An 18,339-nucleotide genomic window follows, 5' to 3' on the forward strand; every position below is an offset into this window, starting at 1 on the left:
TCAAAGCGCCATCTCAACACTCTCCATCATCTGGCGAATCAGCGCGAAGTATCCTTCCGCTAATTCCTGAATGGTTTCGTCGCGATAGCGTTGCCGAGAGTAGTCGATGTCCAGGTGCAGTTGTTTGTTTCTGAAGAACATCAGCACTTCTATATCGGTGGTGCGCTTTTGTTGATCTGGTATGAAGCGGCGATTGGCGGTGTCCCAGTCAATTTCAAATGATTCCGAGTCCAGGTCATCGGTATGCCCGAGGTAGTTGATGCGCAGTGGTGTCAGTTTGTTATCAGGATACAGATTTTCTGCCAGCTTCCCACCTAACCAGTCATAACTGACACCCCCGGAAGGCAGTTCTTTGAATGCCGTTTGAACTGCCGCTACCAGTTGCTGGCAGGAGGCGTTATGCGGCATTTCCACCACCACGGGAAAGTTGATGGCAAAGTTGCCAATACTGTGCGCAAACCGCAGTGCTGTGTCACCCAGATCCCGGCCGTTCATCCGATGGCTTAGGATGACTCTTTGTTGTCCGGTCTTAAGGCTCATCAGTTGATACCATTGCGCCAGCAATACCGTATGTAACGTCGCACCAAACCTTTTTCTGGCATGGCGTAACAGTTGATCAGAATGTTCTTCAGGCAGAACAAAACTGGCCAAGGCGGTACTTTGTTCGCGGTTGTCTCCATCGGGATAATCCGCCGAAAATGCCAGTGCCGGGGTCAGATTGGTTTGCCAGTAATCAAGGTCGAGACTCAGCATGCCTTTTTGTTCACGCTGACTCAGCTCGTTGACAAAATCGCTGTAGCCCGCAATTTCAGGTTCATCATTGTGATCAGGCAAATCAGAGACCAGAAGATTTGAATAATCCTGCCACAGTTGTTGAAACATGATCTGCCCGGAGACCATGTCGGCAAACATATGATGAGCAACGATGCAGATTTCATGGCGATGCTCAGCGCGTTTGACCACCCAGACTTTCATTAATGGCCAACAGTCAATACGCATGCTGTCAGCAAAACCGGTGAACTTTGCCTGTAAGGCCTGTTGGTATTGTTCTGCGCTGAGATGGGTTCCATCGAGAAACTCGGGGTGCAGTTTCAAACCGGCGCTGATTGGGTGAATCTTTTGTTGCCACTCCCCACTTGAGGAGCGGACAAATGTGGTACGCAGGCTGGCATGTCGGTTAACCATTCGATTAAGGCTTTTGCTGAAGGCTGAAGGCGATAACGGTTTTTTAAAGGTATAACGCGACAGCCCCCACCATTGGTAGGGCTCGTCGAAATAACTCAGCAACCAGCGCTGACCCGGTCCCAGTGGCAGCAGTTGTTCAAACTGTTCACTGGGGTCATCGTTTTGCAGCCATTGCTGATACTGTTCATGCAGTTTCTGCCGTTCTATTTTACCGTTGTAATTGCGTGGTAACCGCTCCAGCCAAAGCATACGATGGGGCAGCATGTAATTGGGTAGCGTTTGCGCCAGTCGGGCCCGGATCTGGTCTTCCTGCTCGGCATCGCCTTTTAGCCAGGCAATCAATCGCTTGCTGCCATCCTGCTCTTCATGATCGACAGCAATCACGGCCGCTTCCTGTACCGAGCTGTCTTTCAACAACACCGCTTCCACTTCACCCAGTTCAACCCGGTTGCCACGAATTTTGATCTGGTTATCCCGACGGCCATGGAAGATCAAATTGCCATCGGCTTTCATGACTGCCAGATCACCGGTTCGGTACAGCCGCTCACCTGGAATATCCGGATAGGGATTGGTGACAAACGCGGCGTTCGTTGCCTCATCGTTGCCCAGATAACCTTGTGCCACCTGCACGCCACCGATGTAAACCTCGCCCATGACATCGAAGCCCAGCCGTTGACCGTTTTCATCGAGCAGCAGGATATGTACGTCATCCATCGCTTTGCCGATCGGTATCGTCAGCTCATCATCCGCCGGTCGCTTCTCGACTACGTGGCAGGTGGCCTCAATGGCGCATTCGCTTGGACCATACTGATTGGCAATACCAATGCGCATACCAAAACGATCAATCCATTGCCTGACCGGTTTGGCCGACAAGGGTTCGGTGCTAAACAACAACCAGCGCAGATTGGGAAACTGCCACGGCTCATTCACCATCGCCTGGACAAATGCAGTAAACAATGACGGCACAAACTGAAAGACCTGAATTTTCTGCTCTTGCAACCAGTCAGCCAGTCGCCAGGGATTGGCAACGATGGCACGATCCACCGGGCATACCGTCGCGCCGACCATCAAAGGCCAGAAAATTTCCCGGATGGAAATATCGAAGCTGCAGGAGGTGTTTTGCGAGACCCGCTCTCCGGGCCGGATCTGAAACATCCGCTGATGCCAGCGCAAGCGGCTCATATAACTGCGATGGGTGGTGGCAATGCCTTTTGGCGTACCGGTGGAACCGGAGGTGAACATCACCGCCATCAACGCATCCGGATTATGATTCAGTGGCAGTGCCTCATCACTGTATTCACCCCATACAGAGCGGGTCACCTGAGTGCTTTGGATATCCAGAGACGTTGGCAGCATGCTGGCGTAATCATCCAGATACACAATCTGTTGCAGTTGCGCGCCTTCAGTCAACACACCAATCAGTTTGTCCGTCACTGCCACTTCCGTCAGCAGCCACTCAGCCCCACCGAGTTCCATCATCGCTTTGATACGCGCCGCAGGCAATCCAGCATCGAGCGGCAGATAGGCAGCGCCGGCTTTCAGAATCGCCAGCATACTGATGACCATATTGGCACCGCGATCACACAGAACCGCCAGCAGGTCGCCTTCACTGACCCCCTGTTCCCGCAGATAACACGCCAGCTGATTGGAGCGCTGGTCGAGTTCGCGATAACTCAGCTGAGTCGTTGCGGTCGAGATGGCAATTTGCTCCGGGTTTTGTCGGGCTTGAGCCACAAAATGAAGATAAGGGATCGGCGCAATATCGTCGCCGGGGATGATGGCATCCGGATCAACCGAATATGAAATGGACTCAGCCGGCACCGATGCGCCGATGGCACGCGCCATCTCCGTAATACTGCGAGCTTCAAACAACTGCCGACGATTCACCCGTTGCTGATAATGCTGGATCAACCGAGTGATGATCCGCACCCGTTCGAGGGAATCGATACCCAAATCGCCTTCCAAATCGCGCTGGCAATCTTCTGCCGCGAGCGGTTGCGCTAATATTTCACTGGCCAGCTGGCGAATATGTCGTGCCAGCGGTTCATCGGCGAACTGACCGGTTGGTACTGCATCCACTGATGATTTGCCGTTCAGCAGTGACACACAGTCGCGCAGCTCATTCAGATAGGTATCCGCCAGACGATCAATACTGGATTGATCAAAAAAATCACTGTCAAAATTCATAAATACCAGCAGGCGACGATCAAACAGTTCCTGTTGCAGATCGATGGTGCCGGCCTTGTTGTAGGTACCGGCGCGATAGCCATCAACCGCCAGGGAGCCGTACTGGCGTTCAATGTGGCTGTTGCCGGTATAAGGCATATACACGTTGGATTTCACCCCTTTGCTCAACATCTGGCTCAGCCATTGGGGTAAGTGATCCCCTTCAAACTCCAGCTGGTCTTTCAGCACCAGCCCCAGTTGCCGGGTCTGCGTCCGATCCACCCCCTGCATCAGCGCCGATTGCAGGGTCTGCTGCACCTGTTCGAGTTGCTGCCTGAAACTCTCCCCGGCCCTGGGCGCTGCAAAGCTCAAGGCCATATTCTGAGCGAACGGCCCCAACATTCCGGAGGCATCGGCACCGGGGTACACTTTGCCGCTGGTGGGAATCTGAATGATATATCGCGGGTATTCCGGGCCCAGCCGCACCAGCGCTCTGAGCATTGCCGTCACCAGAATAGCGTTCACAGGCACCCGCCAGCGGGCCACCTGTTGCTGCAACGCTGCTGTCTCCGTGGCGGAAAGCCGGTACGCCTGGTTGCGAAAACGGCCGTCTTTATCCGGAGGCGGTCGTTGCCCGGGGTTCCAGAAGAACACCTCACGTCCCTGCTGTTGCAGATACTGGTTCAGCCATTGCCGTTCATCGGCATCGTCGTAGCTGTTCAGGCGCTGCACCATGGCACGATATGCGTCTGCCGTAGTGGCCGGCGGCAGCTCGGGTTCCTGGCCATTTTCATGGGCCTGATACAGCAACAGAAACTCACGCATCATCTGCTGGTTACCAAGACCATCGGAAATCGCGTGATCACTGGCCAGCACCAGTTCAAAGCAGTCATCATCCAGTTGCAGCACCGAAAACTGATGCAGGGGCCACTGCCGGATGTCCCAGCGATGATTGATCCAGCCCTCAAATGCCTGTTCACAATGCTCCTGCTTCTGATGGTGGTCGAGATGACGAAGATCAGTGACCTTGATCGCCGGCACCTGAGGATCAGCATGCAATAGGAAACGATAATCGGCCATTCGGTTTGCCCCGGCCGGGATGCTGAAATAACCGCGCAGCGCCGGGTGTCGCATGATCAATGCCTGCCAGCAGTCCTGAGCCCGCTGGAGATCAAACGGCCCGCGCAATCGAACGGTATGGCACAGGGCGCTGGCGGCGGCCACATAACGACTGACGACAAACAAATACTGCGAATAGAGGATGCCCAGTGACTCATCTTCGACGATTGCAGATAAGGCACTTGCGACCGGTTTTTCTGTGTCGGGCGTTACCGGCTCATCATCGGTCAACCCTGCCTGAGCCTTGAGAAAACCGATCACATCGCCAATCGTCTGTGAATGCACCATAAACTCCGGCATGACCGCGTCCCCCTCCATCGGCGTGCCATGGGCGTTCATGCGCCGCGATAAATGGCTCATCAACGCCATCATCTTGATCGAATCCAGCGCCAGATCGGCGTCGAGGTGCAGTTCCGGGGTCAACTCGTCAACATCCATTCCCAGCATGTCTGCTATCCATTCCATGGCAGTCTGTTCAAATCGGCTCACAGTCATATTCATACTTGCTCCTCGGTCAGCGTTGAGCTGAGTATTCGCGAATAACGGGTCAGTTCTGATGTTATTTGTTGGCTCTGCTGCGCCCTAAGCTCAGCATCAGGCTCGCTGGCGTACTGCTCCGACGGCAGTGGTTTCAAGTCTGCCGGCAGGTCAGCGGGTTCAGCGTTAACCCAGTAGGATTTACGTTTGAATGGGTGTCCCGGCAGTGGGACTTTGCCAATACCGTGCGGATAGAGATCTTCCCAGGTGACCGATCGGCCATTCACCCAACCGGCCAGCGCCTGCTCAAGGGAACTGGCAGTCGAACCGGATAAACGCAGCGGCGGCTGTTTGGATAGTTCCCGTTGCTGCTGCCCCAGATACTGCGCCTGCCCGGTACTGTGATACCGATCCAGTTCAGCCTTGAGCTGCGCGGTCGTGCTCACCACCATTGCCAGCCGCTCGCGGAACCGGGTGCGCCCCAGTTGCAAGGTCGCCGCAATCCGGGTCAGCGGCGCATCGGTGTCGGGCAGCCATTGCCTTAGCTCGGCAACCATGGCCGTGAGCTGGGATTTGGTTTTCGCCGACAACACAATCGCCTGCGGTCGGTCCAGAGTCTGCTCTGATTGAGACCGGTCGGTATCAGCCGGGGCCTGTTCCAGCAGCAGATGGGCGTTGGTACCGGAAAAACCAAAAGCGCTGATCGCCGCGCGCAACGGCTGACCATTGTCAGATGTCCAGGGCTGCGGCGTTTTAACCGGATAAAATGGCGTCCCGGCAAAGCGGATATACGGGTTTTCCTGCTGCAAATGCAGCGACGGCGGCAACTGCCGGTGCTGCATCGCCAGTACCACTTTCACCAGCCCGGCGATGCCCGAAGCCGCTGCGGTATGACCGATATTGCTTTTGACCGATCCGATAGCGCAGAACTGCCTGGCCGGCGTGAACCCGGCAAATGCAGCGGTGAGTGCCTCCACTTCCACCGGATCCCCCAAACGGGTGCCGGTGCCATGGGCTTCCACATAACTGATGGTTTCGGGATTAATCGCCAGCTGTTGGTAAAGCTCGCGTGCGAGTGAGGTCTGGGCTTCGCCATTGGGCGCGGTAATGCCATTGGAATGACCGTCCTGATTGATCAGACTGCCTTTGATAACGCCATGAATGTAGTCGCCATCGTGCCGGGCCTGATCGAGATCCTTCAATACAATCATCGCCGCCGCTTCACCCCAGACCACCCCATCGGCGGACTGATCAAACACCCGGCAACGTCCTGTCGGTGACATCATGCCTGCGCTGCTGGCCCACAAATACGGCTCCGGCGTCAGCAGTAGCGATACCCCGCCGGCCAGGGCCATCTCCGACTCACCGTTGCGAATGCTCTGACAGGCCTGATGCACTGCGACCAGCGATGATGAGCAGGCGGTATCGATGAGCATCGCCGGCCCTTTCAGGTTGAGGAAATAGGAGATACGGGTGGGCAACATGGCGGCGCTGTTGCCCAACAGGGAGAATGCATTGACCAGGCCGGCCTGCTTCAGCATGCCGTTGTATTCGTTCATCCCGGCAGCCCCGACAAACACACCGCAGTGACGCCCGGCCATGTATTCAGCGCTGCAACCGGCATTTTCCAGCGCCCGCCAGGACTCCTCCAGAATCAACCGGTGCTGCGGGTCCATCATTTCGGCTTCGGCCGGCAGCAGCCCAAAGAAAGCCGCATCAAACTGATCAACATCACTGAGCAGTCCGGCCCACTTGCTGCAACTTTTGCCTTCCTTGCCCGGTGTCGGATCATAATAATCCTCCACCTTCCAGCGTTGTGGCGGAATTGGCGCGACACAGTCTCTGCCTTCGATCAGCAGTTGCCAGAATTCGTCGACATCACGGGCACCGGGAAAGCGACCGGAAATACCAATAATGGCAATCTCCTGATGCGCGTGGGCGGGCTGCGGCACCACGGCTGTTTCCATGACCGCCGGCTCAGCGTTGGATGCCGTCGCCAGGGTGTTGGCCACAACAGGTGTCTGTGCCAAGGCATAACATCGTGTCACAGCCTCATGGTGTTCAGTCACGAAGTACTCGACCAGAGACGCCAGCGAGGCATGACGAAAGAAGGTCGCCGGGGTAATGTCCAAGTGGTAATGATCACTGAGCTGATGACTCAGTTTGACCAGACTGATGGAATCAAAGCCCAGATCCGCCAGCAGTGAGTCCTCACTTAACTGTCCGGATTCAAATCCCAGCAACTCACCGATCTGTTCCTGTAAATGGGCACTGACCTGCTCCCGCAGGTTGGCAGCGGCGGCAATCCGCTGCTCCGGGGCCTCAGGGGTTTGCACCGGCGGTTTCGTCACCGGCGGCTGAGGATCAGTAGACGGCAACGCCTTCGCCAGCACCAGACAATGGGATTCAGGTTGCGGCTGTTCAGTCCGTCGCAGCAGTTGTTCAAAGATCTGCACCCCTTCATCGCGGTTCAGACATCGCAGGCCACTGGCCTTGAGATAAAGTTCGAGCTGGGCCTGCTGTTCCGGGAACATGCCACCGTCCTGCCACAGCGGCCAGTTTATTGCCACCGTCTGACCGTAACGCTGTCCCTGGCGTACCAGCTCATTACGGTACGCTGCATAGGCGGTCTGATAACGATTGCCGACGGCGTAGTCGCAACTGCCAAAATCTCCCAGCAACGCCGAGCTGGACGCAAAGTAGCAACAGAAATCCAGCGTTTCTGCCTGCAACAGCTCATCCAGCACCCGGGTACCGGCTACCTTGGCACTGAGAGTCGTGCGCATCTGTGGCAGCGTGGTGGACAGCAAGGTGCCCGGATTTTCCACCCCGGCGGCGTGGATGACACCGTGGATGTTGCCAAAGCGCGCTTTCGCGGCCTGAATCGCAGCACCCATGGCGTGGTGATCGCTGACATCCGCACTCAGATAGATGGCCTCGCCACCCAGTTCTCGCAGCCGCTGCAACTGCTCAGCCTGTTGCGTGCCAGATGGACGGCGACCGATAAGCACCAGACGGGCCTGATACTGTTGCGCCAGGAACTCGGCGAAGATCATGCCCAGCCCACCACTGCCCCCGGTAATCAGATAACACCCACCCGTCCGGATCATGCTGCTGTTCAGATTGGCTGGCGGCAAGCTGACCGGTTGACGACTCAGGGCAAAACGTTGCTGCTGCTGATAAAGACTGCTGCGCAGTTCCCTCGCCTGTACTTCAGCGAGCATGAGTGTCACCCAGGCATCGATGTCGGACTGCAAGGGCTGATCCGCATTGACCGATTGATACAACGTTGCGAATTGAACCCCCGATACCGCCTGCGCCAGTGAGCGCTCAATACCCAACCAGGATTCCACCAGGCAACGCTGGCGGGCATCCGCAAACGGCCCGGCGCATACTATCCGTTGGGGTTTGAGACCCGCAGTCAACAATCCTTGTAGCAACTGCATCGGCAGCGTCAGATCCTCGATACAGGCGCTATCCTCCAACGGCCACAGATACAACACGGTATCCACCGGTTTAGCCTGCCCGGCCAGTCGCGCAAACGCCCGGGAAAACGACTCAGGCTGATGACGATCAATACCGCCGGCCCCCTGGCTGACAAAGCGCACCTCGCAGTCCGGCAATATCCGTTTCACCGCCTGAGTCACCATGCGTTGGTGATCGGGCTGTGACAGCAGACACAACAAAGACTTCGGCTGATATTCTCCATGGCTCAGTGCTGCTGGCTGCCACTGCTCCACAAAAGTGCTGATGGACGCTGCCGCCGATTCTGACTGCGGCTCAGCAGCGGTGACCGCTTGCGTCACAGGGACACCGACAGAAGGAACTGTCCGCTCGACGGCCCGCCATTGTCGATCAAACGGATAGCCCGGCAGGCTGATCCGCATGGGCGCATGCTCCTGATAAAGCGCCTGCCAGTGAATATCCTCACCACCGACCCACAACGCCAGCAGACGGTCATAACGCCGCTGGCTGACCCAGCGCGCCAGCATGCTGTCGAACTCGGCATCCTGCTGCATCAGGGTCATCAACGCCGAAGGGGCTCCGGCACGACCACGAACACCGCTGCCAGGGCAGGTGGTTTCGTCGCAGAACTGTTGCAACTGGGCCAGCAACTCCTGCTCGCTGTTGACGATCAGACCAAGCCGCTCCGGCCAGTGATCCCGGCCGGTCTGTAAGGTGCGGGCAACCGCTGCCAGCGGTGGGTGATGACGGCGTACATAAGCGGCCAGCCGACGAGCAGCCTCGCTCAATTGTTTTTCAGTGCGGGCAGACAGCAGCATGGCATACGGCCCGTCGGGTTGTACTTCGTTAACCGTTGGTGTGCCAGAGGATTCCAGCACCATATGCGCATTAGTGCCGCTGAAGCCAAAGGCACTCACCACCGCGAGTCGCCGGCCATGACGATTCAGCGGCCACTCCTGAGCGTCAAGGGGCACGTAAAACGGGCTCTGGTCAAAGTCGATCTCGGCGTTACTGTGGCGATAATGCGCCATCGGCGGGAACTGACCATGCTGCATGGCCAGCAGCACTTTGATGACACCGAGCACCCCGGCTGCGGCGGCGGCATGACCGATATTGGCTTTCAGGGCTCCCAACGCACAGAAGTTACGGCGCGGCGTGAACTGACGGAACGCTTCATTCAACGCATGAATCTCAATCGGATCACCGAGATGAGTGCCGGTACCGTGGGTTTCGGCATACTGAATGTCCTCGACATCGATACCCGCCCGCTGATAAACCGTTTGTTCCAGCTGACTCTGGGCTGAGAAACTCGGCACCGTAATGCCGGAGGTGCGACCATCCTGATTGGTACCGGAAGCCTTGATCACCGCGTAAACCCGGTCACCATCGCGTTCAGCATCGGCGACCCGTTTCAGCACCAGCATGCCAACCCCATCACCGACGACCGTGCCATCGGCATCAGCATCGAAGGGTCGGCAACAGCCCGTGGGCGACAGCATGCCAATATTACTCATCGACACGAAATGCGCCGGGCTGTCGTAAATCGACACCCCGCCGGCCAGTGCCATGCTGACTGAATGACCGCGCAAATGCTGGCAGGCAATATCCAACGCCACCATCGACGAGGAACAGGCGGTATTAACCGTTAACGCCGGTCCTTTGAGATTGAGAAAGAATGCCAGCCGCGAGGACAAAATGCTGTTTTCACCACCGAGCATGGCGTAATGGCTGAAGTCATCAGCGGGGCTGACGATGTTATTCATTGCGCCCACGAAAACGCCTGCCTGCTGTTCCCTCAATGACCCCGGCGCATAACCGGCATCCTCCAGGGCGTGATAACCGGTTTCCAGCAGCACACGCTGGGAAACGTGCATGGCCTGGGCTTCTTTGGGAGAAATCCCGAAAAAGGCCGGATCAAAATACTCGCCGCTGTCCATGTAGCCATAATGGGCCGGCACGGCCTGGTCACCGTGCTGCTCAAAAAAGCGCAGCCAGTCTGCCCGGTGAATATCCTGAGTACTGACACGGCCTTCGCTGACCAGTTGCCAGAACGCCTCAGCATCATCGGCACCGGCACAGCGACAGGCCAGACCGATTACCGCGACGGCGTCGTTCTCATGGCCATGGACACTGACCACCGGGCTCGATTGCACCAGCGGACGGGCGACGGATACAGAACTGACTGGCAGCCGGTCACTGATCATGGCAGCCAATGCGTGAAGGTTTTCCGACTCAAATACCACACTGGTCGGCAGGGTCAGCGCAAAGGTGGTATTGATGCGCTCCAGCAGTTCAACGGCATTGATGGAACTGATACCCAGCTCGCTGAACGGTAAGCGGAGGATATCGGCACGTTGATAACCCAGCAAGTCGGTAAAAATGGCCGTCAGTCGTTCAATCACCTCGGATCTGGAGACCTCAGCTTCAGACATCCCGATCTTGGTGATCCCGCTTTCGGCAACGGTTGCAGCTGATGCGGGAGTAACCGGCCGAGGCGGTACCAGCCGCTCACTGATCATGGCGGCCAGCGCCTGCAGGTTTTCCGCTTCAAACACCACACTGGTCGGCAGGGTCAGCGCAAAGGTGGTGTTGATGCGCTCCAACAGTTCAACGGCATTGATGGAACTGATACCCAGCTCGCTGAACGGCAGTCGGAGGATGTCGGTACGTTGATATCCCAGCAGATCGGTAAAAATGCTGGCCAGACGATCCGTCACATCTGCGTTGGCGGTTGCGCGTTCTATCACCGTTGCGGCGGCTTGCGGTTCATCAACCGGGATGGTCGCCAGGTCGGTTTTTGAGCGCGGATAAATAACACGGGGATCACCGGCCTGCATCTCCGCCAGCGCCTGACGATAGGGAATCGCAGATCTCAGTCTGGCGGTATTGAGGGCGTGCAACTCATCGACACTCAGGCTGCTGTCCTTGCTCAGCTTCAGCAACACATAGCTGACCCAGCCACGCTCCAGGGAAATGGCCTGATTGGTGAAGTTACGAAAGCTGTCCTGGGCGACTTTATCCAGATGGGCGGTGTTTTTGTCACAATCCGGATCGTAGACAAAGTTGCCGATTTCAGCGGAGACATCGATCAGTTCATCGATCCGCAATGCGTGTCTCGCCAGCAACTCCGGCCACTGCTCCCGGGTTGGAATGCTGATCTCCACCGCCGGGTCGACAATGGCACCGGAGAGATTGGCGATGTAATCCATCAGCAACACTCTGCCGCCTTCTTTCAGGGCCGACTGGATATTCCCGAACAGCCCTTCTTTATTGCGGATGTGGAAGCTGACTTCGATGCCGAAAATCAGATCATAGCGGTCCGGAAACGCATCCTTGCCGCTGTCTTTGTGGAAAATCCGCGCCCGCGAGGTCAGCTGCCTGCTGTTGATGCGCTGATTGCCCAGGCGCGCCTGATCTTCGGTAATGGTAAAACCATGAGTACGCAGATTGGGGAACATTTCCGCCAGTTGAATCACATCAGCGCCGTGACCACAGCCAAAATCCAGCACCCGCTGCATGCGATTGAACGGCTCTTTAAAGAACAATACCTGACGTAACTCGATCTGCTTGCTCAGCACATAAGGCTGCCAGCGGCGGTGAAACTCTTCGTTGCTGAAATACGCCGTCATCGAGAATCCCGGCTCTCGCTGCGGAAATGGGCTGAGGGTTAAATACTCTTCAATCTCATCACTGGCGTATTCATGCGCCACCACGGTGTAGAACTCCGCCGCTTTGTTCTCAAAAGTCCGGGGTGCAGGCGTCTCCGTGGTCGCGATGGCTGTCGCCGATGAGGCCATTGAAGCACTCGAACGGCAGTACTGGCGGGCAAACGGATACAGCGGCAAGCCGTTCAGGCGGCGGACCGGGCCCGCATACAATGCGGCCCAGCGAACCGACTCGCCCTGTACCCACAAATCTGCAAGCGCGGGCAACGACCGTTGCGCCAGCGCTGCCTCCCGCTCATCAATCATCCCTGTGCCGTTAGCCAGCGGGCCAGAATCCGTACTGACACAGGCACTGGCATCCGGATCAGCCAGCCAGGTCTGAAGCTCATTGCGCAACTGTTCCAGGGTTTCACAGACCAATGCCAGCCGTACCGGCATTGCCGCGCGGCCCTGCTGCAGGGTCCAGGCAATCCGGACCAGATCGAGCTGCGCCAGCGGCCGCTCCAGATAATCAACCCAGGCCGTCACCAGCGCCCGCAGCGCCTCTGCGTGTTTGGCCGAGAGCACAAACACCACCGGCTGAGACGGAGTTGATGCCGGCGGCAATATTGGCTGCTCAACAATCACATGGGCATTCACCCCGCCGCCGCCAACGGCGCTGATACCGGCACGACGCGGACGCAGACCGTCATCATCGGTTGCCTGCGGCCACGGCGTCGTTTCGGTCTGCAAATGCAGCGGCAACGATGACCACGGTAATGCTTCACTCAGCTCGCCCCGGGTCAGGGTTGCGGCCAGCGTTTCATGGCGCATGCTCAGCAAAACCTTGCTCAGCTGCGCCATGCCGGAAGCCGCTTCGGCGTGACCGATATTGCCCTTGAGCGAACCAAAACTCTGCCGGCCGGCCTTTCCATCCTGTTCGCCAAACACCTTGGACAACGCCCGCAATTCAATGGAATCACCGACTTCCGAGCCACTGGCTGCCACTTCCACATAATCAATGTCGGCGGGTTCAAGCCGCGCCTGCTGCAACGCCGTGCGGATCACCTGCGCCTGACGCTCCGGGTTGGAGGCCATGTAAGCATTGGTTCTGCCACTATGGTTGACGGCGCTGGCACGAATCACCGCGTAGACATCGTCCCCATCGGCCACTGCGGCCTGGTAGGGCTTGAGCACCACCGCACCGCAGCCCTCACCGGGCACAAACCCCCGGCCACCCGGCGTAAACAGACTGAAATCACTGTCAGCCAGCACCTGATTACGGGCCAGAGTGACGTAGTTCAGCGGATGCAGATACAGGTTGACGCCACCGGCGATGGCCAGTTGTCCGCCACCATGGCGCAGATAATCACAGGCTTCGTGGAGTGCCACCAGGGCCGATGAACACATGGTGTCTATGGCTTTGCTGGGTCCGCGCAGATCCAGGTGATAAGACACCCGGTTGGCGACCGAGGCGAACGAGGTGTTGGGGAGTTCCCGTTCTCCGTTGAGGGTGTAAAGCTGATACCCCTGCTTGGTAATACCGGCAAATACCCCGGTGTGTTCGCGTTGTGACGGACTGAAGCGCTGAGGATCATATCCGGCGTCTTCCAGCGCCCACCAGGCCTGTTGCAGAAACAGCCGTTCCTGCGGATCGATATCAGCCGCTTGCCGGGGCGGAATATTGAAAAACAGCGGATCAAAATCGTAACAGTCGTGGATAAATGCGCCCCATTTGCTGTAACTGCGCTGTCTGCCGATCACCTCATCCGGATTGGCGTCATACCAGTCGCGCCAGTCCCAGCGAGCTGCCGGGATATCACTCACGGCGCAGTCACCCTGGCTCAACAAACGCCAGAATGCTTCATTGTTGCCGGCCTGGGGATAACGACTGCTCAAGCCAATAATGGCGATGGCGGAATCTTCGGGGGTCGGGGAGCTGTCGAGTCTCGTCACTGACGCTTCTTGCACAGCCGCAGTGGTCGTCGCGGTGGCATCCGGAAGCGCTGCCGCAACCGCCGCTTGCGAATCATCCATTCCACACCAGCGGGCACTTGCCTGGGGGTGCTGGTCGATCAACCAGCCGGCCAGTGCGGCAATGGTGTTGTATTCGAACAACAGCGTGTTGGGGATTTCATTGACGTGCTGCTTGAGCGCACGATTGATCTGGTTGGCCACAATGGAATCGATGCCGTACTCGTCGAATGTCGTCTCCACCGTCATCCGTGCCGGTGACAGCTTGATCACCCCGGCAATCAATTCCTTCAGGCGATGTTCCAGCTCACTGCGCAGGCTGATCTGATTCAAAGTGCTCAGCGGTGCCGCAACGGATTCCGGGCTCTGAGGCCAATCAACGGTTGTCCTTATTCCACAACCGAGCCTGCTGATAATGATCTGCTGATCACCGTCGTGCAGTCCGGCTGCCGGGAACTCGGGACTGGCAAAACCACATTCCGGCAACAGGCTTTGCCAGCGTTGTGGTGAGATTGCCGGGGTACCCGGAATGCGCAGTTCGGGATCACGGTAACGCCACCAACCTTCCAGCAAACCAAAACTCAGATGTGCCAGCAATGATCGTGAATTCAATTCATTGAGTGCCATCATGCCATCATCCGCCAGCGCCTGACGGACGTTTTTCAGGGTGACACGAATGTCATGCGTCGCATGCAGCACGTTGGCCGCGATCACGCAGTCGTAGTGACGTCCAGGCACACCCTGCATGGCCAGAGGTTTCTCGATATCGATGATCTGAGTGGTCAAAAATGGATAGTCGGGCGCAAACTTTTCCCGCGCATGGTTCAGAAATGAGATGGACAAGTCACTGTAACAATATTCCGTCACCGGCTGATCCATAGCGGACAGATGCTTCAGCACCGCGGCGGTGGTCGCACCGGTACCCGCGCCGATTTCGAGAATACGAATGGTGGCCGACGGTGACTGTTGCCGGCGCTGACGCACAAATTCCGCCACCGCCGAGGCCAGCATGTCCTGATAACGATCCGCCTCGGGATAGCCCTGATAAATCGCTTCCACCTGGGCCATTGAACCCTCCGGAAACAGCACATCGGTTGCCGGCCGTTGACCGCTGAGCACATCCGCCAGTTGCGTCACACAGGTATGTGCCAGACGTGCTCTGGACGCCAGTTCAGCATCCGCCAGCCATTGCTGACCATGGCGTTGCCACAATTCGTCGGCAGTAGCACTGGGCCGGGGGTGTTGTTGCAGTATGTCAAGACTGGTCGCCAGCCAGCGCTGATGCAATTCACTGAGGGCCTGCGGTTGCTGCCGACAGGGTTCGACCGCCTCACACAGTGCGCTGATCAGGTAATGCTCGAAAGAATCACCAGCGTGCTCCGAAACACTCTTCACTGGCACAGCCTCAGCCTGCCGCCAGTAGCGCTCCCGGGCAAACGGATAGCCGGGCGCATGCAGCCGCTTCGGTGTGTTGGTGGCATAGAGAACCGACCAGTCAAGCTCGTCTCCGGACAGCCACTGTTGCGCCAGCTGTCGCAGTTGCGGGTCATTGAGATCCGTTGTCGCCATCGTGTTATGGCTGGCGACGGAGGTTTTACCGGCCGTAAGCTCGCTCAACGTCTGGCGCAGCGCAGCCACGCTGTCAACGCAGATCAACAAACGACACGACAACGGTGTCCGCCCGGTTTGCAGGGTCCAGGCGAGAGACGCCAGCGACAACTCTTCAGCGTGAATCACAAAATCGTGCAGGCGGTGAAGATAGTCATTCAGGCGCTCTTCATTCATGGCCGACAGCGGCATTAACACACGGCCATGGAACGGAACCACCGGCCGCTCATCGACATATTCCTCCACCACCACATGGGCATTGGCACCGCCTGCGCCAAACGATGACACCCCGGCCCGCCGGGTGACCTCCTGGGCAACGCCATTTATCAACAGCCGCGGCCGCTGCCACGGACTCAATTGGTGTTGCAGGGCAAACGGCGATTGAGTCAGTTTGATTTCGGGATTCAGTGTCTGTGCATGCAGGGTGGGAACCAGTTGAGCGTGCTGCAATTGCAACAGGACTTTGATTAAGCCAACCAGACCGGCAGCGCTTTCAGCATGACCGACATTGGATTTCACCGAGCCGATGGCACAGCGACCATCACTCGTACCGGCGTTTTCGATGGTCTCGGAACTCGCCACCCGCAATTGTTCGAACGCCTTGCTCAGGGCCGAAACCTCCAGCGGATCACCCAGGGCCGTTCCGGTACCGTGTGCTTCGATATAACTCAATGTGCGCGGATCCACGCCGGCCCGCTGCAATGCAGTAACGATCACAGCCTGCTGGGCCTGGGGATTGGGGACGCTGTAGCCATGAGTGTGACCACCAGCGTTGATCGCCGTACCTTTGACCACTGCATAAATGGCATCGCCGTCCGCTTCTGCCTGGGCCAGCGGCTTCAGCAGCAGCGCCACAACGGCTTCCGAGTCGACAAAACCATCGGCATCGGCGGCAAAGGATTTACAGCGGTCATCGGCCGCCAGCACCCCCATCTGACTCAGGCCGATGTAATGCTGCGACGACAGCACCAGATTGACGCCGCCGGCAATGGCGCATTCGCAACTGCCACTGTTCAGGCTTTCCACCGCCAGATGCAGCGCAGTCAGCGAGGATGCACAGGCAGTATCCACCGCCAGACTGGGGCCCTGGAAATCGAGACTGTAGGAAACCCGGTTGGCGACGGACCAGTGAGTCGCTTCATTGCCATAGGTTTGATTCATCACCCCGGCAAAAACACCGACACGGCGGGTGTCACTCAGACTGGCCGGAGAATAACCGGCATCTTCAATACAGGCATGTGCGGTCTGCAAAAACAGCCGTTCCTGCGGATCGATGTTTTCCGCTTCCAGCGGCGATATCCGGAAAAACAGCGGATCAAACAGATCCACATCGCGGACAAAACCGCCCCAGCGGCTGTAACTGCAACCGGGCCTGGCTTTTTCCGGATCGAAATGCTGCCGCCAGTCCCAGCGCTGCGGGGGAATTTCACGGATACAGTTGCGTCCTTCGGTCAGGTGATGCCAGAACTGCTGGATATCATCGGCCTCGGGAAACCGCCCGCTGATGCCAATAATGGCGACGTCGGTATCGCGTCTGGCGGTCGCCAACGGACCGTCGTGAATGGTCGGCCCGGCAAGGCTGTGATCCAGGTCGTGTGGCGCTGCGGCATCTGTGGTTGCCGTTGGTGTCACGATCGTGGCTGAGCTGGCCAGTGCTGCTACTGGTTGCGGTAACTGTGCCAGCAGGATGTCACGGTGATCCGCCAGTAAAGCGCGTGCCACCCCCTGCAGGTTTTTCTGTTCAAAAAACAAAGTCGTGCTGATGGCCGGAAAAATTTCCCGCAGCCGTTCGGTCAGCTGCACCACCAGAATGGAATCGATGCCGTAACTTTGCAGCGGCTTGCGCGCATCAAGCTGGTCCACCGACAACTTTAGAATCGGGCAAAGCAGCTGTTTGACATATGTGACGGCCTGCGCTTCGAGGTCGCCCGAGTCCTGAGCAACAGCTGCGCTCTCGTGCGTCGATACCGGTTCAGAACGCTCCGTGATCGTGGCTGGCGGTGGCGATGCAACCGATAATGACCCCGGTTCAAAGGCTTTACGCTGACGCACCACGCCATCGCTGATGGCGGCAAAGATCTGCTGCCCTCCGTTGTGGCCGTCTTGAATCACCGCCTGGGCACTAAACCCTTCCGCCTTCAACAGCTCCAGCCAGCGTGCCGGCAACAGGAACGGACTGCCCGTCAGCCGCAAGGTGCTGTCCTGATGCAACCACCAGCCTTCGGTCAATCCCAGGGTCAGATGGGAAAACAGGTTGTTCGCCACCACTTCGTTGAGTACCAGCAAACCACCCTGACGCAACGCCGCCTTGGCGTTACGCAGGGCTTCACGCAGATTGCTGGTGGCATGAAGTACATTGGTCGCCAGCACCACATCGTACTGCCCTGCACCGATATTCTTCTGATCATGCAGCGGCCGGCTGACATCGAATAACTCTGTTCTCAGCCACGAATGACCCGGCGCATAGTGCTGCTGGGCATGCAGCAGAAACGCACGCGACAGATCGGTATAGCAGTATTCATCAATGCGATCATGGAACGGGGCCAACCGGGGCAGTAATCCCGCCGTGGTACCGCCGGTACCGGCTCCGATTTCCAGCAGTTTCAGGCGCGCCGAACCCGCTTGCGCTTGAGACTGGTGCAGATAATCACAGACCACATCTCCCAGCACCTGGTTGTAGTAATCCACTCGGGTCGAGCCT

At 57.6% G+C, this 18,339-nt stretch carries 2 protein-coding genes (1 of these 2 running past the window's edge); both read right to left on the minus strand.

The genetic code is table 11. From position 1 onward, the window contains the following. Nucleotides 1-4,971 (minus strand): non-ribosomal peptide synthetase, encoded by a 4,971-nt coding sequence (locus YC6258_RS24460; protein WP_052830554.1) that lies wholly within the window; start codon nt 4,969-4,971, stop codon nt 1-3. Next, on the minus strand, nt 4,968-18,339 hold the 3' portion of the coding sequence (locus YC6258_RS30000) for an SDR family NAD(P)-dependent oxidoreductase (RefSeq protein ID WP_044619203.1). Its footprint extends 14,075 nt past the window's final position; the window shows 13,372 of its 27,447 coding nt (coding positions 14,076-27,447); the start codon falls outside the window, past its right edge — the gene reads right to left on this strand; it ends in the stop codon at nt 4,968-4,970. The genes YC6258_RS24460 and YC6258_RS30000 overlap by 4 nt, the downstream gene beginning before the upstream one ends.

Source organism: Gynuella sunshinyii YC6258, from assembly GCF_000940805.1.
Classification (GTDB): Bacteria; Pseudomonadota; Gammaproteobacteria; order Pseudomonadales; family Natronospirillaceae; genus Gynuella; species Gynuella sunshinyii.